We start from the raw sequence: 26,224 nt of genomic DNA on the forward strand, positions 1-26,224 counted from the left end.
TTTTGGTCAATATAGCTAAGTAATCGAATACTAATACAAATCAAGCATCAAATAAATACTATTTTGGAAGCGATGTCAAATTAGTGTAAATATATCGTGTCAAATTAGGGTGGCAACTATATGAAGAATATATCGAATTTATCGGAATTATTAATCCACTTTGAAGCGATCTACCGTTACGATGGCCTGCGAGCCGCTGCACTTAAGACGGGCATACCATTGTGTCGATTGTCTCGGTCACTGAATGATCTAGAGACCATTGTTAAAAAGAAACTATTTTATTCGGATAAAAACGAATTTAAGCCCACACGAGAAGGCGGGCGCCTGTATCATGAGGTTGATACAAACTCGATGCTCATTAATTTATCTCATCAATTGAATGAATATATGAACCATGAAAGCATCAAAGCCTGTGTATTACCTCAAATAAAAATGAATCTAAGTGGTGAAATTATCTCGAATTATTATGACTACAGAAAAGATTCAGGGAGAGTCTTGTCAGTCACAATAACGAGTGAGTATTTTAATGAGCGGGAAATGTACAGTCAACTTCGAGCGTGTGATCTAGACATTGTGTTGTCGTATTACAAATTTGACTCTATCGCTGTGGAAAACAAGCAACTGTATATTGATGAGTATTCATTTTATCAAATCAACAATGATAATAACAAAATAGAATACTTGGCCATGCTTGGTCTAGGCAATACGAGTAATGATAATTTCATTGTTGATTTTATTGATCAGTGCTGTGATAGCGAATGTACAGTGAAATCTCTACCTAGGTTAATTCTTCCCGATATTGATAGCTTACTAAAAGTGGCAAAAGAATTGCCGCTCATTGTCCTTCTAAACAAAGCGTCGATTAGAAAATTTGTTAATTCGGGTGTTGATTTAAAAAAGATAGACAAAATAGGTACGTTAGAGCTCCCTGTTTATATTTCATACCATAAGATGAACCCTAAAAAGAAAATGATCAATATGGTGTCTGAGACATACCTGAACCTCTTGAAAGAGGAAGATGTTGACTTAGAGTGCTTGCCTGTTTAAGGAAAACAAGCTGCGTATATTAACCGCTGCGTACATTAACCTAGGTGAGCATTGGTCGTATCTATAACCGGAAAGTATTATGAATAAGAACCAGTTAAGACTCGTACTGAGAGAGCCAACAGTCAATCAGTATAATTTATTGAGGCAATCTGTTGGCTGGGAATCGATAGAAAAATATCGAGCTAATTTGGCGTTGAAGAATTCTTTACTTTCAATTTGCGCTCTTTATGAAGATGAACTTATCGGTATAGGCCGAGTCGTTGGCGATGGTGCTTTGTACTTTTATGTTCAAGATATTATCGTTAGCCCTAAATACCAAAATCAAGGTGTCGGACGAAAAATAATGGAAACTATTATGTCCAATATCAATAAAATGGAAAAAGAAGGGTCAGGTGCGTTTATCGGAATAATGAGTGATAAAGAGTTAGCCTCTTTATATGAAAAGTTCGATTTCAAATTTCAATCAGAAGATGTGCTGTATATGAGTGTTTGGCGAAAGGTAAATAGTTCACCTTGTAGAAGTAATACACTATCAAGGTATTGAATCAGTCGTTGTCATAAAAATCATGCGGTCAATATACTTGATGAAGTGCGTGAAAACGCGAAAAAGAATCACATGGCCATAATCAGTGAAATCTGAGTCGCTGTCGCTATGGAGGTGCCATTGGCCCTTTCAAGAGAGCTTTCACAGGTGAATATCGATGGCGCGATAGTGCTCGGTATCATCGAAAAAGGCGAGACAAAACATGGCCTGGTAATGGCAAGTGCGGTTATTGATAGCGTTATTCATCTTTAGTTTGTGTGCATGACGTTCAATTAGAGCACATGAAACCTGCCGGAGTCGGGATACTCGGGCCAGAGATTTACCCCACAGTCAGATCCCAAGTAGGGTAGGGCCTTATGCGTAAGCAGCCAGCGAAGCTTTGCATACTATGCTAACGCGCTAGGCAGCGTTAGTGAGTAGAGATAGCTAACGAGTTATATGTAATCCGCCAATTAATTTTGTTTTTCCTAACTTTCGTTTTTCCTAACTTTCTATGTTTAAAATAGGTGTTTGTATTTCTTGATTCGATTAAGCGATACTTACATCCCACCTATAGCCAGTAAAAATTTAGTATATAGCAAGGTCGTTATTCCTTCCCCTCAATCATTGCCATTTATACAGCATCACCATAGCCTAATGAACCATCCGTAGATTCTTCCTATATTATTGTTAACAATAAGTTACACAGAACAAATTATCCTAATTTAAACACTCTGTTTTTTTTCAGTCGTTTAGGTGCACATCACACCTATTATTCTAACTGGGTAGTAAACGTAGTGTTTGTTTTTTATTGCTACACTATTGTTACATTGTTGTTACACTATTGTTACATTGTTGATTCTCTTTTTTTTCATCAGGATTGTATTTTATTGATTTAATATTTTTGTTTTATCAGTTTTATAATTCATTAATAGGACAATAATGGCCATTTTATTTAAATATATGATATTTAAGGGGAATAATATGAAATCACAGTTAATTTTAGGTGTTGTAATACAATGTTTATTGGGATTTATATGTGTAAATGCTTCTGTTCTTTCAGCGGGGGATAATATACCTGATAACTATGAGCGTGATACGTCAACCGTAACTAATCCGTTAGAAAAAATAGCTATTTATAGTGTAAGTAATTCAAATAACGCTGTAATTTATGCCAATGGAAAAATGCAAGTAGGGGTTCGTGTCGCTTATAGGATTAAGGAGGAAAGTGGTTATGAAATAGATAGTATAAAACTTCGCGAGTCAATCACTGGAGCCAACTTATCTATGTGGAGCGTTGGGCCAAAGAATGATTATTCACACAATTTAAATACTAGATCTATTCGAAGTTACCCTCATGATATTGACCCTAATAGTATTATTGAGGGAGGCTATCAGGATTATTATCTATCAGGAAAGGATATTGAAGATATTCAGATTTGTGTAGGCATTAACCTTGTTAACCACGAGAGTAAAACATACAGATTTCAAACGACTTGTGAGGAAAGTGGGATTGGTGAATCGCTTAATATTGATGTACTAGAACCGGTGCAGTATAGCTATGATAATCTTACTCACACTATAACTCCGGCTTATGATTCTTTTTTGGAATGTAATGGTTTGAGTTCGGTATACCATATATATCATGAATTTAAATTGTCGGGTGGCAAAAAGATTTGGAATGCGGAAATAAAAGATGAAAGCGGTGGTAGTATGAGATTTCCGAAAAAGTCCGATAATATAAGTGCATCTGATTTTAATTGGTTCCCTCATGCTATGTTTAGAAAAAGAGGTGGGTCAAATTCGCATTATAGTTCTTTTACTTCACCGCACTTTGATACGGCTTTATACGCTTTATCAGCTCCAGAAAATGGAAAAGAGAGGGGTGTCATTATCCCTAGCCTAAAGATTCTATTACTTTGGGTATCGAGATCCGGGAAGATTAACATTCCAGGAGAATGCAGTTTAGATTCTCCTTCCCTAAACCCGAATAACTCGATTGTTTTCTCTGAAATAATTGGTAGCCCAATGCTAAATAGCCGAACTGATGTTAACTATGGCGGTAGGGTTTCACAGGGGTTTTATCATAGAAACGATATATATGTTGTGTTTGAAGATCAATATGGAAACCCTGGTAAGTTCACGATATCAACGACAAAAACTGGAAGAAACTATTATTCAGAATTTGTACAATCTTGGTCTGGATCTAACGATAATAACCTTAAAGTATTTAATAGGTTTAGTAATTAGTGATAATACTTCGTGCCGGCTTAACTAAATGATATAATAGATATTAGGATTATCTATAGGTAATCCTAATTTATAAATATTAAATTTCTTATGAGTTAAACTCACCTTTAATTATATTTATTGATGTTTAGAATAACGGTTTTTATTTTCTCTATTTTTCTATAAATATATGAGAGCTTACTTATGTCTGGAAAAATATCAAGTAATGCAAGTAATTTCGAAGAAAGTATTTCCACTGGTGTGGATGTTAGAACGGGAATGTACTCAATTAATATAAATATTGGTCACTTTGTTTCTCACCGAGGCTCTGGTGACCATGCTTCTCTGCAATTAAGTTACAGCGCCGCGAGTAACGAAGATGTAGGGTTTGGAAGAGGCTGGCGTGTCCCGGTTAGTTTTTTTGATGTTCGGAATAAAGTGTTGTCTCTGTCAACGGGGCAAAGCTTTGAAGTCGAGTACCAGTTTGATAGCCATGAGTTTACGCTACCATACAGGCGTTTAAAAGATATCAGAGTTTTGTACCTCACTGATACCAAAGAGATTATGGTGGCACGTAAAGATGGCCACCTAGAATATCTTGATGGAAAAGAAGGAACACTTACAAGAAGTATTTCTCCCAGTGGGTTGACTATTTACTATGACTATTTCTATCTAAATGGTCATCACAGACTTTACCGAGTCTATGATGACGATGGTAGAGAATTGCTTATCGACTATGGGAAAGGCTATGAAGTCATTATTAAACATAGATTAAACGGCAGTATTAAAAAAACCATTACGCTCCATAAACAACAAAAGGGTAATCGAATCCGTATGAGTGCCATATTGTTTCAAGGGCACGATGATCCCATCGTATTCAATTATCGCTACGAGCAACACTCAGGGTACGATCTTATTGAACGAGTACAGCATGCAACGGGTCTGGTAGAAGAGATTATCTACAAAGATCAAGGTCATGGGTTACCTGATGGAGCGTCATTAGATTATATCCCGTTTGTTCAGTCTCATGTTATACGCAAAGGTACTCATCACCTTTCTGCTCAACAAGAGGTTGTCCAACAGACAGAATACCGTTATTCAAACCTTAACTACTTAGGTAACGGGAGCGGATTATTGTGGGAAAGTGGCGACCCTCTATTTTTAGCGAATTTTGACTATCGCTATTGGACCATTGAAATCGTCAATAGACAAAAAAAAATACAAAGACGTTATAACAAGTACCATTTGCAAGATCTGGCGAAATACTATGCTCACGGTAAATTATACAAGAAAGAGTCTTTTGAATACTTTGCAGATTTACACGTCGGCATCGAGGCTCAGCCACCGATTTATAGCCTGGCAAAATCTCAGACGACGACGCACTATTATGGAGGAACATCACGTAGTTTTACCAAACATTATGACTACGACGATTTCGCTAACCCTACTTTTGAGCAAAATGCTGATGGTTCACAGGTTGTAAGAACCTACTATCCAGCACACGGTAAAAAAGGGGCTTGCCCAGTACATCCATTTGGGTTGGTTGCGTTTCTTAAAAGCGAAACGTTCATTCCAAGTAGCGGAGAAACGCCACGTACATCTCATATGACTTATAAAGCATTAAATCGTTTGGATGACGACAGAGAGACGTTCATTGTCCCTTTAGCCCAACGAGACGACTTCGGGGTATCGACGTTTGATTATTATAAAGATCCAGAATATCCGTTGATTTACGGAAGAGTGAGTACTCAGGTAGACACGTTTAATGGCTACGAGACAAAAACTCATTTTAACTACGAGTTTTTAGACAGTGGGTTAGAAACAACGACTTCTATAATCAGTCATGATGGTTTTACTGTTAGTGAATCGGGCAAGGTTGACTATTTTTATGGTAATCCTATTGAAATCATAGATTCAGAGGGCGTGATTAGCCGCTTTAGCTATGATGCTTTGGGTAGGAAAACCGGTGCTGTTGTCTCGCCAGGGACAGACTTTGAAGCGCACCAAACTTTTAGTTATAAAGTGGGCGATGGAATTAATAGTGCCAAGCAAGTGGACACGAAAGGGAATACGATAGAAAAAAGATTTGATAACGCAGGCAAGTTACTTGAGGTTATTCAGAGCGAACCCGGAGAAGAACCGAAAATGGTTCTATCGTGTGCGTATGATAATTTCGGCATGATGGTATCAAAGACTGAAACGGATTGGCTTGATGGTACGGCACTGTCACTGACAACCTCTTATCAGTACGATGTTAATGGCGAAGTTTGCCAAATAACCCACCCTGATGGGCGAATAGAACTGATCGAGCAGAACCCGGTAACCTTAACGACTCATTATCAGCACAAAGCGAGTCATGGGGGGCCATCTCTTATGAAAGACATCACAACGTTCGATCTTTCTGGTCGAGAGCTGAAAAAACAGACTTATGACTCAGCAGGAACCCTGCTGGCAAGTACGCAAAACAGTTACGATGGTTACGGCAATCTATTAAGCGTTACCGACACAGAAGGCCGAGTCATTCAGCATCGCTATGACGAAATAGATAGGCTTATCAAAACAACTCGCACGATTGATGGACAAACGGTTTCTGAACGTTACGTCTACCCAGATTTCACTGCGGCTGATTTGCCATGCCAAATCCTAGTTAATGACTTAACTATGGGTGAGGTTGAATATGATGGATTAATGCGCTTAAAGCAGCAAACTGGGCTAAACAGTGGCACGGTCAATTATTCCTATTCGGGTAGTGCACCAATGCCCGTTTCAATGAATACGGCTAAAGGTGATCAAGTGAACTTCAGTAATAACGAATTTCTGCAAGTGCCTACGACGATTTCTGTATCAGGGCAAAGTCAGTTAGGGAGCGCGTACACTTATGATACGCAAACCGCTCTTCCTATATCGAGTCAAAACTACACTGGGGAACGAACGGTCACGAGGGATTCTCAAAGTCGAGTATTGACTGAAACGGTTTATATAGATGGGGTGGAACGCCAAGCGAGCTTTCGGTATTCCCTACAGGGAAAACTGCTAGAAAAAAGCGACTTTTTTGGTAATACGAGCATCTTTGATTTTGATAACTTAGGCCGTCTTCGGTCGTCTGAAGAGATTGTTTCAGGTATCAGCACGGTGACAAATTTTGATTATGATGAATTTAGTCGACCATACAAATACGTTACACAGAGAGGAGAAGACAAGGCTGAGATTGAACTTAAGTTCAATTCTTTTGGGGGAGAGATTCATCGCCAAGCGAGGTTGAATGACAGGCTGGTTTTTTCCATAGAGCAAGAATTTAATAAGCGCATGTTGCTCGATTCGCGTACGTTTAATCAGGGCGATGATTCGACACGAGAAACGTTTTTCTATGATGATTTAGCACGTTTAGTCAGCTACACCGTTAATGGGTCTAATGCACCGCAGGATGAGTACGGTAACACGATAATCGAACAGTCTTTTGTGCATGATGTTTATGGCAATATTACACAGGCGACGAGCGCGTTCGACGATGGCCGTGTTAATGTCGCCTCCTTTACTTTCCCCTCATCAAACCCACAACGCTTAGTTAAACTGACCAATACCCATCCAGACTATCCTGCTCGTGTGATGTTTTCATACGATGCCGCAGGGAATTTACTGAATGATGAGCAAGGGCGCCGCTTTAATTATAACGCACTGAGTCAGATGACTTCGGTGAAAGAAGGAGGAAATGTTGTCTCAGAGTATCAATATGATGCGGGTGGACGTGTGGTTTCCCAAAGCGTAGAAGATAATCTGATATACCTATTTTATCTTAGCGGTCAATTAGTGAACGAAAAAAGTGGGTCAGCGAACAGCCATTTTCAGAATATAGGGCCAGGCTTGTCATCTCGAAGCGTAACGTCCCCTCAAGAAGAGGTCCATCAGTTTAGTTTAGGTAATAGCCAAGACAGTACTCTTGAGACTTACACCAGTACTGATGGTGAATCGAGAGAGCAAATCTCACGGAAATACACCCCTTACGGAGAGGGCTAAGTGATGATATCTAATACTAATTTCAACGCCAATCGAAGACGCTTACTGAAACAGGCGGGAGCGGCGTCGACACTGGGTGTGTCCGGTATCGCAATGCCCGTTTTAGCTTTGTCTACGTCAGATGCCTCAGAACATACGGCAATAAAACAAAACCCGTTGGGGTTTAATGGCGAACGCCAGGACCCAGTTACGGGCCATTATCATCTGGGTAAAGGGTGCCGACTTTACAACCCAAGGTTGATGCGGTTTCATAGTTATGACTCCATGAGTCCTTTTGGTAAAGGGGGAACTAATGGTTATGCTTATTGCTTAGGTGATCCTGTCAATCAGCGCGATCCAAGTGGCCACTTTGCCTTACTTAGTATCCTAATAGGGGCGATTGTAGGGGCAGTGGTCGGCGCAGGTGTTTCTGCTGCGTCAGAAGGGATACAGATGGCGATCAACCCTGATCATAAGTTCGATTGGAAACAGGTGGTGACTGGCGCAGCGGTGGGTTTTATTACTGGAGGGATTGGAATCGCCGCCGCCGCACCGAAAGCCGGTGCTCAGTTGGGCCTTACCATCGTTAAATCAGCCGCCACTGAGCTGTTTTCTGTCCCTATTAACACAGCTACAGCCTTGTCTATGCAACCGAACGCATCGAAAGTATTGCAAAGAATTGGTCAAGCCTTAGGTTATTCACTCGCTATTTTGGGGGTGGGGTATGGTGTTAAAGGCGCAGTGAAGTTAGGGAAAGATGTTTTTAAAGGTCGGGTTGTAAAAACGCTTTCACATTGGGAACGGGGACAAAAGTTCTACGATAAACATATCACCCTAAGGCAAGCTATATTTACAGGTGGAGGTATTGCAAGTGGTATATCTAGCGCTTCATCAGGGATTGTTTTTAATACTAGGAATCATCTAGGGCAAGACTCTAGAATAAGTGATGGGTTCATGCGGTTTTTTCATTATGGAAGTTCTATAAGTGGTGCGTTAGGCAGCCGATACCTGAACCCTATCAAAAATATTAAACTAGACCCAGGAGGCTATTTTTCAGGCAGATTTACTGATCTTTCTCATGTCACTGGCGCTGTCGCGTTGTTTTTTACTGAACCAGGAAGTGAGGAAAATAGGCTGTGGAATACCGTGTCATTTTTAACGGGTACTACCTCCCTTTATACGTTAAATACACAGAATCATCTGAAACATTTTAATAAGGTACCCGTTTGGGAAAAATATGGTATATCCCAAGGTGTGTGGGGAAATGTGAGTAAATATAATGCGATGAATAGTAGTCAGCTCCACTTCTAAGAATAATTTTAATTATCGAATAAAGCACCTCTCTCGAAAGGAGAGCCATTTTATAAGTAAACAAAGTGTTTGATTATATTTTATTGGGTTTTAATTTGTAGCTAAATTTTAATGCTCGTTATTAACCGGAGGATGTCTATTTAAATGAGTTGTTGTATTTTTAAGTAACTATTTTAGTAGACATTAAAGGATCAGACTTAGTATCAAGTCTACATTGAGATACTTAGCGGGATTATTTTAGTTTAAAACACACTGTTTACTTGTCATTGCCTCGTTATTCTCATGAAATTAAATATTGATCTAATCATAAAGGGTAAATTCAATGAAAACTGCAATGGTGGTAGCGTTAAGCGCAACTTTATCCTTATCTGCAATGGCACATTTAAGCGGAAATGAGAATGAATATTCGAGTACGGTAAAGCCTATTCCTGCGAAAAATTATTTACAATTCACAAGGCCCAGCTTTAAGCCAGGGTTCATTCGCCATATGGTCCTCTTTGACCTGAAAGATGAGGTCACCGTTGCTGAAAGAAAAGAAATAATTACCAGGTTTCTAGCGTTGAGGGAGTCCACTCGTGACGGTGAGCAATACATACACAATATTGAAGCGGGCAGTCACAACATGAGTCGAGAAGGACAAGGCAAGGGCTATGATCTTGCTTTTGTCGTGAGCTTTTTGTCTCAAGGGGATCTCAATTATTACGTTGGAACACCAGCAATCAATTCTCCTGCGTTTTTTGATAAAAACCATCAAAAATTTAAAGAATTCGTAGGACCTTACTTGAAGGTCGAAAAAAATCCAGGAGGCAAAGACAAGGTCGGGGTGTTGGTTTTTGATTACACCCTGTAACGGATTATTGTCATTAACGGGTTCGCTTAAGAAATGCCCGCTCTGCTTTACTCAATAGAGTGGGCGTTGTGTGTTAACGGCCCACTGTGTTGTGCGTGTTAATTTTGAAGCAGACAGAAGACACCAAATAATTGGCTGTGATTATTGTGTAAATACTTGATTCATGAGCGAGTGGAATCGCATGTTTTGACCTGAAGGCGTTTCTTGACGCTTTTGGCGCCATGCATTCTGAAACGTACCAGCAAGTTCTTTGTAGCACAATGGACAGCAAGCATGTTTAGCGGAAAAATGCGATTTTGGGGTTTGTGAAAAAGACTCATTGTGCTCTTTACACCACAGTAACACAGGCGTACGGCTGTTCACGTAGTGGACTTCATTATAACCAAAGCGGTCTCCCCATAGACGACGGGATTTTGCGATAAATTGTGCTTTGGTATCTCTTGGGATTGGCATTGTTTTCTCCAACAAAACGTTTAGTAAATTGCTTGATAGCCGTCCGCCTCAACGAACGTTCACCTTAATGAGCAAGGGCAAACCGTTTTGCTATTCATTGTGCTCAGAAGGCAGTGCAATATTGGCAAAGCTTGGTATAGATGGAAATGAAACGGCGTGTTTACTAGGCGGTTGTTATAGAGTGGCATTGATGCTGGAGAGTGATTTAATGCGAATAAAAAAACTTCAAGTGCTTTGAATATAAAGGAAAAGTAGAAAACAAAAAAAGCCCGCAAGGGGTACGGTATGCGGGCAAAAACACAGAACATATACACTTGCGTGAGTGTCGCAGGTATAAAACAGAGTATGTTACAGCTCCATTGCAACAACCTCTCACTCTGTATTATCAAACCTATCATTTACCCAAATAGAAGACGATCAGACACTCTGTTTAAGCAATATATTTATCGCACAGGTGATGTTAATCGGTATTTGATGCTTGAGAATTTGGGTATTTGTAGTGCGACTAAAAATCAAAAGAAAGGCTGAAATCCCAGTAATTCCAATCCGAATTGTTTAAATCAAAGTGGTGCGATAAATACGGTTTGACGCCCCACAGATTGAGCGTAAATCCCAGGTTGATGTAGCGGTCTGCGTGTTTTGGTGTCTCACGATAGTTATTGTTGATCTTTTTGAATGACAATTTATTGTAGTGCTGTTTATCGTGGCCGTAAGAGGTCGATAAATTTAGCCAATCGTTCACATCGTAGCTTGCGCCAACCAGTTTGTTCAAATAAATACGTTCTTGCCTAATTTGTGTATCTAGGTGTGAAATTGAGAGATTTTGTCGATCAATGTACTGAGCGTCAAAATTGGAAAAGAAGACGACGTCTTGGTATTTGAATGCCGAAAATATGCCCATAGTATATACGCCCGTTTTATCGGTGTTTCCACCAACGGAAGCTGACACTTCATTGTATACGGTGTCAAATAAGAAGAAGGAGTACCCTAACCCTATATCACCAAATTTGTCTGAGTCGACGGAACCAAATAAACGCCAATCGTCATTAAGGTTGTGTGACGCGTTAAGTGTCAATACGTATTGGTTTGAGTAGTCACCCAAAAAATCACTTTGGCTCATTGTGACGTCAAATGTCTGATTGACAAATTCGACATAGTCAAACTCTTCATTAGAATTTGATTCAGTATGGAATGTGGTATTCGGATCGGCGCTATAGGCGATGTGACTTACAACTAAAGCTGAAAACGGAATAATGAAAAAGAGGGTGTTTTGAAAAGCTCTAATAAGCAAAGCAGAAATCTCAGTAAGTGATGTCCCTATTCATGGATAAAATGTAAGCCCCGCATCAAGCAGGGCTCACCGTTCATTTTTCGGTTAGCCGCGAGCGTTCATCACGCGGTTTTTCAGTTGTTGAAGGTTCTTCTTAAAATTAGGGTTTAAACCAATGTGGCTCTTGATGTTGTCGACGGTTTGTTGAGCCACGTCATTCAAGTAAACGCCATCAATTCGACCTGATTCTCTGTCGACTGTGATGTGGATTTCACCGCCTTTAGTTGATTCGATGTGACCGCCGTCTGCGCTGATGTCACCAGTGATGTGATTGATTAGCGTTCCATTTTCGTCGTAGATCTTCACGCCGTCATTGTGCTGGCGCTCGTCAACGATGTAGCCATCAACTTCTTCGTGCGTTGTCATCATCCAAACGTTGTCACCTACTTTAGCTACCTGACGGCCATTGTCAGCGTCTGGCGTTGCTTCAATCGGATTGGATGGATTATTGTGAATAGGGTGACCTAAGGTTGGTGTCCATTCAGTAACAAGTGTGTAGTCGCTATCACGAACGTAAACAGTCCCGTTTTCAATGCTCAAGTAGCCATCGATTTCACCGTGAGTCGATACCTGCCACATGTTGTCAGCAATTTGGTCGATTTGACGACCATTGTCAGCGTCTGGCGCATTTACTACCGGATTAGTTGCATCAATAATAGGCAAGTTACCTGGTAAGTCTGAGTTGTTTGATCCCGACGTGTTACTTGAAGATCCACTCACCAATCCAGCAAATAAGGCGGCAGAAGTTGCCCCTACCATTGCCCAACCACCTTGGCTGTCTTTCTCGTATAAGTGACCATCAACAGCAGCAATCGAACTATTGTGAGCTTCAAGTTTAGCGATAACCGAAGCGTCAATTTCTGCCATTTGAGTATCGATAACAATGCGAGTCTGTTGATTCGCTTTGGCAACATCCACTTGTTGTGCAAATGTACCAAACGAAATCATAGAAAGAATAGACGTAGCTAAAATGGTTTTTTTCATCAATAAGTTTCTCTACAAGTTTGTGTTTATCGTTCATCGATAGACTGGTGAATTTGTGTTTCCGATGAGTAGAGAATAGAGAGAGTTAGATTTTTGAGTCATTCGTAAAAGGGAACATCGCTATTAACCGTTGGTTAAGAGCGATGTGCTTAATGGGAGTGCAATGCACGTTTAGCTCTTCTGCAAATTTTCTAGAATCTGAGTCGTGATGCTAAGTAACCATTGTTGGGTGGAATCGTTTTTATCCTTGATGGAAGAATACACAAGTATGTCTCTTACAAAGTGCTCTTCGTTATCGGCAGGCATTAAGGCTTTCAGGCTAGGGTATCGATCGATATGAATGTAACCTGTAGAAGGAAACAGTATATTCGTCTCTGCGATGGTCTCTAAAATCGCGGACGGAAGTTCAGAACGAAGAACAATATTCGGTTCAAGGGTTTTATCAACCTCTCTAATCACTTTCTCTGCGAACGATTCGGTTAGGTTCCAATCAGCAGCAATGAGGGTTGCTATGGGGTACTGCTGGGCTTCTAAATACGTAATGTAATCGCCTCCCACTGGATGTTCTTTCCTAACATAAATTCGAAAGTGGTCTTTGGTGATGAAGTGACGAGCAATGTCTTTGCGTGAAAGCGAGAGATCGTAGTTGATGCCGAGTTTGACGGTGCCTACAGAAATATCATCAAGAGATGTTTTGGTCCAGTTGACTAAATGAAGCTCAATGTGAGGCGCTTGGAGGTGGATTTCAGTAAATAGGTCTTTTCCTATGGCATGTAATAGAAAAGGTGAGATAGCAATGGTGAGCTTGCCACTTAAGTCACTCGGTGAAAACTCTTGTAATGACTTAATGTTGTTATTCAGCGCATCGAGCGTAGGCGTAATTTTTTGCGCAAGTTTGTCAGAAAAAGGTGTAGGGCTTAATCCTTTAGGGACTTTTAAGAATAATGGGTCATCAAAGTGGTGCCGTAACTTATTGAGAGACTTACTTAATGCAGGAGCCGACACATGGAGGCGAGCTGATGCTTTTTGAAGGTTCTGCTCTTGGTAAATAACTAGAAATATGCGTAACAGATTTAAATCTAAATGAGTGAAGAAGTCTTTAGCCATCCTTGCCTCGTTGTGTCGAATTTAAGAGACGTCGCGACTGAATATAATAGTGCGGCATCACTGTGTTGTTTATTATCTTTATTATCAATTATCTGATTAATATAGCTAAAAACCAATGTAGATGGAAGATACATGATTGAATAATCTAATAATTTCATAAAGTTAAACCCGAAAGAGAATCGACGTTGAAAGTGAATAACGTGATGGGCCAATGATCCGCCCTCTCTGCGATAGGCTCTCTTTCTGTTTTAAGAAGCTAAAGAGGAAAGAATGAACGCTGCCAAACCGGTTTGATACCGAGCCTTTGCAGCGCTATTTCTTGATAGAAAGTTTTTGGTAAACAGTTTTTGCGCAAAAGTCTTTACGAACAAACTGTTTTGTCACGGAGCTTGTGACATGTAAGTGATGATTCGTGATGCCAGTGATTCGTGATGCCAAGGGTTCTCGATGGCAGTGGTTCTTGATGCAAGTGGCAGTTCTTGTTCCCAAAATAAGCACTACAATTTGAAGCGTCCAACGATTTCAATCAATTGTCGGTTGACGTTATCAATGTCACTTGCTTCATTTAACGCTTGTTTACCGTTGCTGTCTAGTTCAACAACAATGTCGTTGATTGCAGACATATTTCGGCTGAGTTCACGGGTGACGCTGCTTTGTTCTTCGGCTGCGGTGGCGATCTGAGTGCTGAGATCATTAATATCGTTAACAAATTGGCTCATGGTCTCCAGGCTGTGTACCACTTCGCCAGCCCCTTCTGCCGTGTGCTCGCATCGGTTTTTAGTCACATCCATCGATTCAACCACACTCTGGCTACCTTTCAATAAACTGCCTAATGCGGTTTCAATTTCTTCGGTGCTTGTTTTAGTTCGACTGGCTAAGTTGCGCACTTCATCGGCAACAACGGCGAAGCCTCGCCCTTGTTCCCCTGCACGCGCCGCTTCTATGGCTGCATTCAAGGCCAGTAAATTGGTTTGCTCGGCAATGGCGCCAATGACCCCCAATATTGTCGTGATGCTGTCGGTTTCGTTACTCATCTTTTGTACTTGTTCGGCGGAATTTTCAACATCGGACACCAATTCAGAGACATTAGATTGCGCGTTCATGGCGGTTTGTTTTGAGTTGTTTCCTGCTTCGTTGGCATTATGGGTAAGCTGTGCCGTGTTGGCGGCATCTGTCGCCATGGACTCGGCGGTTGAATTCATTTCCTCAATGGCAGTAACAACCTGTTCTGTTTCAGAAACGTGATTTTGAAGAATCACAGAGTTGCGTTGTGACTGATCTTTGAGTTTATCGATGTTCTCATTTAAGTCACCCGTTGCGCCTTTTATCTCAAGCATCATGTTTTGCAGATTTTCGATAAATTTATTGACCCCATTCGCAATTTCACCGAGATCGTCTTTGGTTTTGACGTCGAGACGTTGGGTTAAATCGCCATTACCTTGAGACAATCCATCAATGGTTTGTCTTAGTGCTAAAATAGGGCGATACAGCACCTGCAAGACCAAGACTGCAATGATGATACTAACGATCGTGGCGATCAACGTGCTGATGATTGCCGAGTATTTTGCGGCGGCTAAGCTGGCGAAAGCGACCTCTTTGTCGACACCTATCGCAAAATACCAGCTCTTATCGGCGATATTAATTTTGTGTGAAAAGAGAAGCTTGTCGCTGCCATTATGTTGGTAATGTTGGACACGACTGACATTGGTCACAGCATTATTGACGACGCCTTTGAACCATGGGTAGTTGGTGGCTTTGTCACTGGCTTTTAATAAGTCGGTAGATGAGGCCAAAATGGTCGAGTCCTGATTCATGATGATGGCAATGGCCCCTGGAATTTCTGTCGCGCCTTTGACCATTTCATTGAGAAACCCAAGCTGCATATCGACGGATATCATCCCTTCTTTGATTTTCTCAACGATACTTACCCAGTAAACATCAGAACCACTCCCTAGGTATGGATCGGTGATGGCGGTTCCGCTGCTCGTTCGAGCGAGTTGATACCAAGACCGCTCGGTAATGTCACCATCCAACTTGTGATTAGGCCAGGTGTCTGCGGTTTGATTCCAATAGCCATCGCCGTTTTCAAAGCCAACCACTGAACTGTTCAGGTTCATCGCTCCGGCCATTATTTTGGTAAATTCGATAAAGCTCTCAGCCGTTCCCGTCATTTGTTCTGATTGATATTTTTTAGCGATTTTATTCAAACCAGAGACTTTTTCACCTAACTGGTTTTCAATTAACTGGGCTTGCTTTGCAACATAGTCTTCATTAGCGGCAGTAATAATCTCGATGAGTGTTTTTTCTTGCTTTACATAAGAGACGTAACTGGATGTTGAAACAGACACGGCAACTAATGCAATGATTGAAATAAGGAGTAAGTTTTTAAAACCAAGTTGTTTCATGATTGCATCTGCCTATTTATTGATTCTTTTGTAAATAATAGAACGTAATGGTTCGTTAGGTTGATTTTATGAGAACTATTTTTGAAAATAACGGTTTTAGGCAAGCCTCTGTGAGGAACACGCCCTTGTGAGAGAAAGAAAAAAGTGTGGCAGGGCGGTTAGTTTGAATGTTTACTCGCAAGGATTCCCCAGCATAAGTTGATCGTAACAGCCATTACCTTTGATCAAGGTTAATCCCAGATCAAAAATGTGGCTCAGCTTTTGTCCTCGTTCATTTTTAGAAAACATCATGTACATAGGATTACTGATCAACGGTTTCTCGTCGATTTGAATCAGTACTTGGTCAGCCTTTGCTACGGACGACACCATCGTTAACCCCACTTGTCGCTCGATCGGTACAGCATCAACTCTGTGTCTGAGTAGTTTTAGGATGTTCTCATCAAGATCAACGGAATTGATGGTCTCTACCCCATTCTTGACGAGCAATTCTGTGGCAGCAAACCCAGCAACACCGCCAATGTTGTACTGAGACAGATCCGAAATCGTGTCCCAATGAAAATCAACATCTTTGTGGTAGAACATCACGGTATCGGCGTGCATGAGGGGGATGGTCGGGTAGATAAACTTAGTTCGACGCTCGTTGTTTGAATACCAGGGGAAGGTTCCATCATACTTGGCGTACTCGACCAGTTTGGCACTGCGCACCCAGGGCATGTAATCGATTTTAACGTCGTAACCTTGAGAGTGAAATGCGTGGTGGACGACTTTTTCAAGAAGACCGCCTTGATATTGGCTAGAGGTGTATGGGAACCAATCGCCAGAGGCTAAACGCACTACTTTTTCTTCCCCAGCAACCGTGAAAGGGGTTATCCACATACACACACAAAACACGAAATAGGTTCTGATGGTTTTCATCCTATCGATCCAGTCTTCTGCTTATCCGTAAACACTTATTCACTAGACATTACTCGCCATCCATTACTCGAAAATAATTACTCGAAAATAATCACTCGAAAATAATGATGGGACAGCAAAAATTAAAATGAAACTTATCATTAACAATGGCACAGTTTTAACCATAAAACGAACAGTAAATTCGATGTTTGTCATCTGTTCTCACCATAGAAACTGTCAGAGTATCGATACTTATGGGGTACTTACATTGAATAAATGGCCGGTTTTTACGTAGATCAATGCGCCATCGTCTTGTGTGAAAGGCTGGTGCTGACTTAGGTGAGGGCTGCGTAGCCAAGTGCCTTTAGGGTAAGTGCCATGTTCATCGTAGAATGTCCCTTCAAGGACGAATATTTCTTCGCCTCCCCAATGCTTGTGGCCGTTGAATTGTGTATTCGGTGCCCATTTTACAAGGGCAACATGCTCCCCTTCAAACTCATGCAATGGCATCACGGTGAGCCCATCAACAAGGCCTTGTCGCCACGGCTGAACATGCGTATCTATGACTTTTTGCTCTGCGTCTGCTTGGTCAAATTGGTGAAGTTTGACGAAAATCGTCGCACCCTCTTTGCCAATGCGCGGTTGGTGGGAAGTACCGATGGGATTTCGTACATAGCAACCTTGCCCGTAATCCTGATGCTCATCGGAAAAGATACCGTCTAATACTAAAAATTCTTCGCCACCAGAATGTAGGTGGGGTGAAAACTCACTAAAAGGCGCATAACGTACAATGGAAGTGGCTCTTGCAACTTCGTCTCCAATTCTATCTAACATCATTCGCTCGACACCGGGCATCGGTGAGTCGACCCATTGGTAGTCTTCTGGTCGAATGATGATTCGTTGCTGGAAATCGGCGTTCAGGTAAGTGGTCATGTATGCCTCATGCATTAGGTAAAGCGACGGCTTTTAATAATAGATCAATGGTAATGATAGATCGCTAGTAATGACAGTTGGGTAATAGGAAGTCGACTCATCACCACAAGACATTACTAGTATTAGAAGATAGTACAATAAGTCGTCAGTTTATGAGTAACACGCCCTAATAACTTATCCGCTTCTTTCTTACCGGCTTTTATTTGTTTGGCCTCTATTTATCCCTTTTTTAGCTATTTTACTGCCCAGTTATCCGTTCATTGCTTTTGTTTCTTGCTCTCGATCACTCTTAATACGTAATCGGTACTCCACGCTGTCCCTAATAAACATAGCCAAACGACAAAAACCGAATTGGGCACGTTTGCTGTTGGGGTGAGCATTAAGGCGGAAAATGCAACGGTGGGAAGAGCCCAGCCGAGAAGTGTACCCCACTGATACTTCTTAATCGCAAACAGGTGTCCAATAACCGCTATTGCGATAGAAAAGCAAAACGTGAGTGCTATAGCGTAAGGCAGTTGTGCAACCCATAAAGGCGCGAAGATACCGAGGCTCCACCAGGGAAATTGCTGCGACATCTTACTGTGTTTGGTTGCAAACCACGCTAGCATAACCGCGAATGTTTGAATGACGGTCATGGCTGCGTTGCCATCGAGCTCATTACTCATTTGCGTGATCATGAGGCCGGTTTGTAGCGAGACGAGTATGAGTAAGCTCGTGACTTTCGAGATGGTTCCTGAGCGTCTCGAAAATGCCACCATCATGAGTGGAAATATCACCCAAGAGGAGACAGATAGCGCAATCGATTGGTAAGGTAAAGTGAGCCCATAAAGGGTTAAAGCGGTGAGTAGAAGAAGCCCAGCAATGCCTCGCTGAGGGAGTACCCACAATGCGGGAATGATTAAAGCAAGTATCGCTACATGGCTGCCACTGAGACTGACAACCTGAGCACCGATGATGACTAAAACAGAAGCCGCGATGAATGAAAGTGTCGGAAATAAGATAGATTCGTCCTCTAGCATTTCGTTATTCATATTGGGCAAAGCACTCGATAAGCACGTGTTTAACGTATTGAATAAAGCGCTTTGCCCTGAAAATTTGCCCTGAAAATAGGATCAGTAAGTTTTTGATGTTTTTATCATTACTCTTTTATCTAAACAGGCAACCCTAACGACAACCGAATAGCCATTCCGTTGTCGCTGAGATTGTTTAAAAAGAACGTTTAAAAAAGAGGCGTAAAAACTAGTTACCGATCAGTGCTGGAATACCCGGCAGTTGCCCAACGGCCGCGAGTGAACCAACACAAATTACAAAGGCCACTCCAGGAATGATGTACTTGTCTTTCTTTGATAGCGTTTTTGCACGTTCATGATCGCCAATAAGACCCATGTTATCGAGCAGCATGGTGGTTGCCCAACCAAACACTGGATTCACAAAAGCACAGGCAAAGATACATATCCCAGCACTTAACGAATCTTTATGCTTATGAACCATTTGCATTCCCGCCTCTAATAGAGGAAGGAAAACCCCCACAATCAGTGCAACACGCAGAACCGGTTCCCACATGGCGAGATCCATCGGGTAACCGATAACAGAAGCAAGCACACACATAATACCGGTAAGCACCGCGCCACCAGGGATAGGGCGTTTTGCAATGGCCGCTGGGATCATATAAGTCCCCCAAGACGATGCTAGGTTACCACCACCTAAAATCGCACCCACACCTTGTCGAACAGACGCAACAACCATGGTGTCATCAACATCCATCAATACACCCTTTGCTTCTTTCGGGTAGTTGAGCTCTTGGAATACTCGGTGACCAAGGTAGTCAGGTGACCACATAGCAACGGCTAATAGCGCGAAAGGAATAACCGCAATAAAATGCTGTAAATTCGGCCATCCCATTTTCCAGCCAGTGTCTTCACCCCACCAGTAAAACGGACTAAAGTTTGGCAGGCCCGGTTCAGTGGTAAACGCAAAATCAGCACCCAAAGCGTAAGCAACGATCCCCGCCAGTGCAGAGCACAATGGAATGGCTAGCCAACGTTTGTTGATTTTCGCTAGGTAGGCATACACCAATACTGTCACACCAATGACCGCAAACGAGATATACCCTTGGTCGGTGCTACTGGCCCATACTTCGGTTCGATTGATTTGACCGATTAATCCCACGGCCCCTAAATAGATAAGTAACCCGCCTCGCACGCCGACGCCGGTTAAGGTCATGAGTTTTGATCCCCCTTTGGTGTACGCCAAAATAAGACCGAAGACACACACCATCAACCCCAGGGCCAAGGGGTGCCCACCTGCGGCGGCAATTAAGGGGATAAGCGGGATCATTGGCCCGTGCGTTCCAGCCAGGTTGGCATTTGGGTTCAATACAGCCGAAAAAAGAATAACGAATAGGCCACCGGCAATGAGCAACTCGTAACGTACGTTTTCTGCAACAAATTCAGGTGATAGGCCAAATTGCGCCGCAAAAGCAGCGACCATGGCCGTGACCATCACGACCTTACCTATGGTGGCCGCGAGTGCTGGCACCCAATCTTCTATCTCGATACTGTAATCACGCGAAGGAAGATGTATCCCCCAGCGTTTGAAACTCATGATACTTAAGTCGTGATTTAGAAAATCTTCACGGCTTTTAAATTCTTTCGCCTTACGACGCATATCTCTATAAAATGTCTTATTTTTCTTAGACATAATGTATATCCTTATTGGGAATTGAGGCTTGCCAATTCCGACCGCACGTCACTTATGCAGGTATACCAACCTTCGGTTAGTACGAGGCGACATCCCAGACGCTACCTTGCTCCTTAATGGTGTAAATTAAGAGGACGAACAGTGGTTGGCTTTACTCTGTGGTGAAAATGAGAGGGCCAAAGCCTTCTCGAATGAATACCATTTATTCGTCAAGGCAATACTAGGTGGATGTTTCATTCCACAAATTGATTTGGATTAGTTTAAGAAACGAAGATTGGTTTAAAGTGTAACTTTTAGGCGGGCATGTTAACTAGTGCACAGTTTTATTCTTGAATGTAAGCATTTTTAGACTAGCAGTTGGTGGTGAATAAATGAAAACATCGGATCATGCAGCTCGTACTGAGCAACTTTTTGGTATTCGTGGTGAAGATATACACCAGTGGATCGATGGTTTTTTTGACCACAACGGTGTTGAACACTCGCACCGAATGGCGAAAAATGTCGATTTTGACCCGTACGATCATCGCCGATTCCGCCACTGTAAAGAAGCACTAGCAGAGGCGTGCTTGGCGTTTGGTGACAAATACACCCATGCCCAAATTAAAAATGTGTTTGAAACCCATATCCGAGATGACTACGAAGGGTATTTGCCTTCAAGAGCGGATTTTCAAAATGGTACCTTTACCGCAAAATACCATGAAGCGACCCATTCAGGCGCGTTGAACGAGGTTTTGGATACCACCGAGTTCGCCGACTACTTTGAGGGGCTACGCGCATCAAAAGACGATCATTCCCAACCGCTTAGCAAATTTAATTTTCGCATTGTCCTCCCCACCGTTGCGGCGATTGTTCTGTTTGTAACGTCTATTTTTTACGTGATTCTTCCTTTAGTCGAACATTCGTTGATGAATCAAAAACGCCAGATGTTGCAAGAGCTTACGTCATCGGCGGTGAGTATTGTCGATAGTTATGTTGCCCTTGAGCAACAAGGGGTACTCACGCTTGAGGAGGCGCAAAATCGGGCCGCGGCTGACATCAAAACCATGCGCTATGGCACCGATAACAAAGACTATTTTTTCATCACAGACATGCATCCTAGAATGATCATGCACCCATATCGCAGTGACCTAAAAGGGCAAGATTTAACCCACTATTCAGACAGCGCCACAGCCAACGATAAATCGACGTTGTCAGAGCAAGAAAGCGCGGGTATCACATCGGTGTTTGTTGAGATGACCAAATTGGTGAACGCTTCTCAGCAGGGGTTCATCGAATACCAGTGGCAGTGGCATGATGATCCAGATATCACAGCGCCTAAGATGACTTATGTTGAAGGGGTAGAGCAGTGGCAGTGGGTGATAGGTACGGGTGTTTATCTGGAAGACGTTCAACAGGACATTCAAAAGCTGGAAAGTACGCTGTATCGGGTGTTTTTGGTCATTACTTTGGGGCTTATCGGTATCATGGGGTACGTCATTTCTCAGTCTAAAGCCATGGATGTGAGAAAAAGGAGAGCGGAATTGGCGTTGTATGAAGCCAAAGATCGCTATCGTGCGCTGGTTGAATCGTCAAACGAAGGCTACATTCTGGAAGCCGATGGGCATATCGTCTTTTCAAACACTCGTCTTCATCAACTGCTTGGCTATACCGATACCGAGCTAAGAGCGCATTCTATCTGGAAAAAACTCTTTTCTGCTAGCCCTCAAAATACCGACGTATTGCAACACTTACTGCAGCTTTTTAATGACGTGGCCGAGCCTGGGGAATACGAAGCGCAGATATTGACCAAAAGTGGCAAGCCTATCGATATTTTGCTGAGTACGTCTAAGATATTTCTGTCTGAAAAATTGGGTCACGTGATCTCATTTAGACCGATTGTCCGTAAAATCTATGGCACCAGTTTTGGTCCGGTAAACCAAATTACCGATTACCAAAAAGTGAGCAGTAATATAGTGTCGGAAATCGAGCAGGGGATCAGTCATGGACAAGTGGTTGAGTCTCTTAACCAACTCCCCGACCTTATTCGAGAGATGATAGAAGTGGGCTCTCGGCCTGATTATCTTCGTCGCCTCATTGGCAGCACTTATGATGCAGCAATATGCCGTTTTATTGAGCTAACCATAGACGATATTGGTTCACCACCGGTTCCGTTTTCCTTCATTTCATTTGGCAGTAATGCTCGACATGATATGACGCTGTTTTCCGATCAAGACAACGCGATTGTTTTTGAAACCCCAGACGATGCGGATTTGAAATCCATTCGGCGCTATTTTCTCCATCTAGCAGAAAAGGTTTGTGGCATGCTCAACCAGGCAGGTTACAGCTATTGCGATGGATTCATCATGGCCTCGAATCATCAATGGTGCTTGAGTCAAAAAGAGTGGAACGACAATTTTAGTCGATGGATTACGCAAGCCTCTCCAGAATCCATTCTTGAACTGAACGTATTTTTTGATATCCGCTCAACGTACGGCAGTGAAGGGCTAGTGGATGGTATTCAATCTCATATTCAACATGTGCTCAACAAGCATCCAGAGTTCTTCCCTATTTATGCGAAACACTGTTTGTCTTATGAACGCCCTCTAAATGCTGCTCAGGAAATCGAGACAGAATCCTACGAGGGTAAGGAATCACTGAATTTAAAAGATTGTTTACGTCCGATGGAGATCTTTTGTCGGATCTACGCACTTAAGCATGATATTCGGGCCGTGAATACCATGACGCGACTTAAAAGCATGCTGTTTTACAAGGAATTGGACGCTGAAACCTGCCGCGAAATGATTTATATTTTCGATCATATTTGGCAATTGCGGTTCATGAATCAGTTGGTCGAATACACCGACTTACGCAAAGTGAACGATGTGCTAGCGATCAATGATCTGACGGCTCTTGAAAAAGATAATTTGAAGAATGTACTGAGCCGGATTTCTTTGTTTCACGATAAAGTGACGCGTGATTATTTATGAGCCAATAACCTTTAACGCAACCTTGTCTGTCTGAAGTGATCAAGGGTTTGTATGTGCTCTGGGTGGATGCCGCAACAGCCGCCAATGATAGAAGCACCTGAATCAAGCCATTGTTTTACAAACTCCAAATATTGCACGGGTGAAAGGTCATCACGAATGGCCGATAAACCGTCATTGGCCAGGTGATCATCCTGAATAGGGGTAAAGCCATTCGCGTAAGCCCCCAATTGCGCTTCTTTTCCATGCTCATTAAGTACTCGCTTGCTGACCTGTATCGCTTCATTTATGACTTCTGGTCGTGAGCAGTTGAACAATACGGCTTGAGCATTAGATTGACAGACGGACGTCATGACTTGTTCAACGCTTTCCCCTGAGCGCAATTTTGAAGAATCGTCTAAGTCATCTTTTAGGGTAAAGGCGTAATAAACCGGTTTATCCGATTGCGCGAGTAAGTCACTTACAAGTAGGAATTCAGCCAGTGAACTGATCGTTTCGACTATCCAGACATCAACAAAAGGCGCTTGAGCTTCAATGAGCGTTTCTAATATGGGCTTAGCTTGCTCAACGTTGAAAAGATCTGGGCGGTAGGAGCCAAGTGCAGGCGGTAACGCACCTGCCACGGTGATATTTTTGTTTCGGTCCGCAGTGTTTCGGTCTGCCGTGTTTTGATCGGCAACGTTTCTGGCCAACTGAGCCGCGCTTCTTGCTAATTCACGACCCTGAGAGTGGTACAGTTCGCCCCCTAGGTGAAAGGGGACACAAGCGTAACTATTGACAGTAATGGCATCGCAGCCCGCATCGATAAAGCTCTGGTGCGCTTGTTGAACATGCTGTGGAGATTCTATCAGTGCTTGAGCACTCCATAGTGGTTGAGAAAAAGGCGCGCCTATGCGTTTTAGCTCGCGTCCCATACCACCATCAAAAAGAGTAAACATAGATCTCTCCCACACGTATTTTTTTCTGACTGACCAAGTTTCGTTGCTGACTAAGTTTCGTTGCTGATTAAGTCTCGTTACTGCCAAGATACAACGAGCGGCTACTTATCGCGATGTGCGTGAGTTATTAACCGCAGCACTTTTTGTATTTTTTACCGCTTCCACAAGAACAAGGATCGTTGCGGTTGGGTGTTTTTTCAAATGTGGTTGGTTTTGGCTTGTTGAGCAAGGTTTCAAGTTCTAATGTATTTTCTTCTTGAGCAGCATCAACCACAATATCGGCAACAATTCCTTGCTCTGTGATTAAGGCTTCTATTTCTGCTTTTCTCGCTTCACTATTGACTAGTACGGAAACCGGGGCTTCTGGTGTGCCTAATTTTACATCGCGATCTACGTTATAGCCGGATTTAACGTGGTTCTGGCGCGTTTCGATGCGGCCTTTAAAAAACATTTTTGACATGAGTATCTCGCTGACAATGGGTATGACGTGATGAAGCGGGGGATTATACGCAGTTATGCCGATTGTGAAAGGCAAAATCGTAAAAGCCAAACGGTGCAAGGTGATCCGCTAACGTCTACCAAGCACCCCAGACAGAAGAGAACTAAAGAACGATAAGGCCAAAAGGCTCTAGAAGTTGCGCTTGTTGCCAGTCGCAGACTTTAACACCAAACATCGAAACTCGACGGATATCCAACCCCTCGAGTTCCACATGAGTGAGGTCGCATTGTTCCATGCCAAATGTTCCCCATTGTTCAGGACTAAATTCTCCGCGAGATAAATCGGATCCTTTTAAACTTGCGCCGGACAAGTTAGCGCCATTCCAACGGTTTTCAAATAGCTCGCATTTTTCAAGTAATGCTCGCTCGAAGTTGCTGTAGGTTAAGTTGCATCCGGTAATGTAGGCCGATGAGAAAAACACCGCATTACTGATTCTGTTTGAAAAGTTGGCCTGTTGGAAATTGGCGCCTTTTAAATCACATTTGCGCAGTTCGATACCGAAGCAATCAGCCCCGTTAAACTGGCACATGGTTAACATGCAATTGGTAAAGCTCGAATCTTTTAGGTTGGTGTAGCGGAAAGTACACCCCTCAAGCGCTTTAGGTTCAATAAATCGACAGTCGGTAAATTTCGCGTCACTGAGATCTGCGCGGTCGAAGTTGCAATTAAAAAAGGTACACCTGCGATAAACGTGTCCTTGCAAGTCCTGGCGAGAAAAATCGTGTTGCTGATAGGTCAGATCAGAGTTGGTCATGTTGTCTTCTTTCATTGTATAAAGGGGAATCTGTGTTAAGCCTAACACCGTTACGCATAAAAGCTTAGGAAAATAAATTCAATAATATCAACACATTATGAATGCCCGGAATGTCAAATTTAAGGGGTAAAACAGAGCCTCTGATGGCCTTGGCTTTATTCAAGTGGTTGCCACATTGGAGAAAATAATTTCGCACGACCAGGAGGCGTTGAGGTATTAGGTCGATAGGAATTGGCAGAGAGTATAAAAGCGATGTTTACATTTCTAAGTTGTAGTCGAAATTGAAGTTGAAGTTGAAGTTGAAGTTGAAG

Annotated in this window: 20 protein-coding genes; 8 read left to right on the forward strand and 12 right to left on the reverse strand. The window is 42.4% G+C overall.

Going from position 1 to position 26,224, the window contains the following annotated elements:
- Window positions 1–120: 120 nt before the first annotated feature.
- From A1QO_RS17530 to A1QO_RS17555, 7 genes are all read left to right on the forward strand, one after another.
- Window positions 121–1,047, forward strand: coding sequence for a helix-turn-helix domain-containing protein (locus tag A1QO_RS17530; RefSeq protein ID WP_017040994.1), 927 nt, complete (start codon window positions 121–123; stop codon window positions 1,045–1,047).
- 79 nt (window positions 1,048–1,126) lie between these two features.
- Complete coding sequence (locus A1QO_RS17535) at window positions 1,127–1,591, forward strand: GNAT family N-acetyltransferase (RefSeq protein WP_017040995.1); 465 nt, start codon at window positions 1,127–1,129, stop codon at window positions 1,589–1,591.
- Window positions 1,592–1,711: 120 nt separating this feature from the next.
- The gene (locus A1QO_RS20645) at window positions 1,712–1,843 is read left to right on the forward strand and encodes a hypothetical protein (protein ID WP_017040996.1); all 132 of its coding nucleotides are present in this window, start codon (window positions 1,712–1,714) and stop codon (window positions 1,841–1,843) included.
- Window positions 1,844–2,512: 669 nt separating this feature from the next.
- Window positions 2,513–3,820: a hypothetical protein gene (locus A1QO_RS17540; RefSeq protein ID WP_017040997.1), complete on the forward strand. Its 1,308-nt coding sequence runs from the start codon at window positions 2,513–2,515 to the stop codon at window positions 3,818–3,820.
- A 183-nt stretch (window positions 3,821–4,003) separates the two neighbouring features.
- A complete protein-coding gene (locus A1QO_RS17545; RefSeq protein ID WP_017040998.1) occupies window positions 4,004–7,813 on the forward strand; it encodes an RHS repeat domain-containing protein in 3,810 nt (1,269 codons plus the stop codon).
- Between the two features lie 3 nt (window positions 7,814–7,816).
- Complete coding sequence (locus A1QO_RS17550; protein ID WP_241790486.1) at window positions 7,817–9,103, forward strand: RHS repeat-associated core domain-containing protein; 1,287 nt, start codon at window positions 7,817–7,819, stop codon at window positions 9,101–9,103.
- 322 nt (window positions 9,104–9,425) lie between these two features.
- Window positions 9,426–9,953: a Dabb family protein gene (locus A1QO_RS17555; protein WP_017039835.1), complete on the forward strand. Its 528-nt coding sequence runs from the start codon at window positions 9,426–9,428 to the stop codon at window positions 9,951–9,953.
- A 141-nt stretch (window positions 9,954–10,094) separates the two neighbouring features.
- Here the strand turns inward: A1QO_RS17555 and A1QO_RS17560 are convergent, their stop codons facing one another.
- From A1QO_RS17560 to A1QO_RS17605, 9 genes are all read right to left on the reverse strand, one after another.
- The gene (locus tag A1QO_RS17560; protein WP_017039836.1) at window positions 10,095–10,406 is read right to left on the reverse strand and encodes a hypothetical protein; all 312 of its coding nucleotides are present in this window, start codon (window positions 10,404–10,406) and stop codon (window positions 10,095–10,097) included.
- Window positions 10,407–10,911: 505 nt separating this feature from the next.
- Window positions 10,912–11,697 carry a hypothetical protein gene (locus A1QO_RS17570; protein ID WP_017041000.1) on the reverse strand — a complete coding sequence of 262 codons (786 nt, stop codon included), beginning with the start codon at window positions 11,695–11,697 and terminating at the stop codon, window positions 10,912–10,914.
- 84 nt (window positions 11,698–11,781) lie between these two features.
- Window positions 11,782–12,720: a hypothetical protein gene (locus A1QO_RS17575; RefSeq protein ID WP_017041001.1), complete on the reverse strand. Its 939-nt coding sequence runs from the start codon at window positions 12,718–12,720 to the stop codon at window positions 11,782–11,784.
- Window positions 12,721–12,891: 171 nt separating this feature from the next.
- On the reverse strand, window positions 12,892–13,827 hold the full coding sequence (locus A1QO_RS17580; RefSeq protein WP_017040828.1) for a LysR family transcriptional regulator: 936 nt from the start codon (window positions 13,825–13,827) through the stop codon (window positions 12,892–12,894).
- Between the two features lie 497 nt (window positions 13,828–14,324).
- Window positions 14,325–16,232 carry a methyl-accepting chemotaxis protein gene (locus tag A1QO_RS17585; protein ID WP_017035269.1) on the reverse strand — a complete coding sequence of 636 codons (1,908 nt, stop codon included), beginning with the start codon at window positions 16,230–16,232 and terminating at the stop codon, window positions 14,325–14,327.
- 171 nt (window positions 16,233–16,403) lie between these two features.
- Window positions 16,404–17,147, reverse strand: coding sequence for a substrate-binding periplasmic protein (locus A1QO_RS17590; protein WP_017040829.1), 744 nt, complete (start codon window positions 17,145–17,147; stop codon window positions 16,404–16,406).
- A gap of 231 nt (window positions 17,148–17,378) precedes the next feature.
- Window positions 17,379–18,059 carry a cupin domain-containing protein gene (locus A1QO_RS17595; protein WP_017038883.1) on the reverse strand — a complete coding sequence of 227 codons (681 nt, stop codon included), beginning with the start codon at window positions 18,057–18,059 and terminating at the stop codon, window positions 17,379–17,381.
- A gap of 257 nt (window positions 18,060–18,316) precedes the next feature.
- On the reverse strand, window positions 18,317–19,078 hold the full coding sequence (locus A1QO_RS17600) for a hypothetical protein (protein WP_017039888.1): 762 nt from the start codon (window positions 19,076–19,078) through the stop codon (window positions 18,317–18,319).
- A gap of 220 nt (window positions 19,079–19,298) precedes the next feature.
- A complete protein-coding gene (locus A1QO_RS17605) occupies window positions 19,299–20,759 on the reverse strand; it encodes a DUF3360 family protein (RefSeq protein WP_017035273.1) in 1,461 nt (486 codons plus the stop codon).
- Between the two features lie 371 nt (window positions 20,760–21,130).
- On the opposite strand from A1QO_RS17605, the gene A1QO_RS17610 reads away from it, so the two are divergent.
- Window positions 21,131–23,725 carry a DUF294 nucleotidyltransferase-like domain-containing protein gene (locus tag A1QO_RS17610; RefSeq protein WP_017039889.1) on the forward strand — a complete coding sequence of 865 codons (2,595 nt, stop codon included), beginning with the start codon at window positions 21,131–21,133 and terminating at the stop codon, window positions 23,723–23,725.
- A gap of 11 nt (window positions 23,726–23,736) precedes the next feature.
- Here the strand turns inward: A1QO_RS17610 and A1QO_RS17615 are convergent, their stop codons facing one another.
- The 3 genes from A1QO_RS17615 to A1QO_RS17625 all read right to left on the reverse strand — a co-directional run bounded on the left by A1QO_RS17615 (window position 23,737) and on the right by A1QO_RS17625 (window position 25,913).
- Window positions 23,737–24,660, reverse strand: a complete 924-nt coding sequence (locus tag A1QO_RS17615) for a homocysteine S-methyltransferase family protein (RefSeq protein WP_017039890.1) — start codon at window positions 24,658–24,660, stop codon at window positions 23,737–23,739.
- Window positions 24,661–24,787: 127 nt separating this feature from the next.
- Entirely contained in the window at window positions 24,788–25,120 is a 333-nt protein-coding gene (locus tag A1QO_RS17620; protein WP_017033302.1) for a PBPRA1643 family SWIM/SEC-C metal-binding motif protein, read from the reverse strand.
- Window positions 25,121–25,262: 142 nt separating this feature from the next.
- Entirely contained in the window at window positions 25,263–25,913 is a 651-nt protein-coding gene (locus A1QO_RS17625; protein WP_017033301.1) for a Qnr family pentapeptide repeat protein, read from the reverse strand.
- Between the last annotated feature and the right edge of the window lie 311 nt (window positions 25,914–26,224).

It is taken from the genome of Vibrio genomosp. F10 str. ZF-129 (assembly GCF_000287055.2).
GTDB lineage: Bacteria > Pseudomonadota > Gammaproteobacteria > Enterobacterales > Vibrionaceae > Vibrio.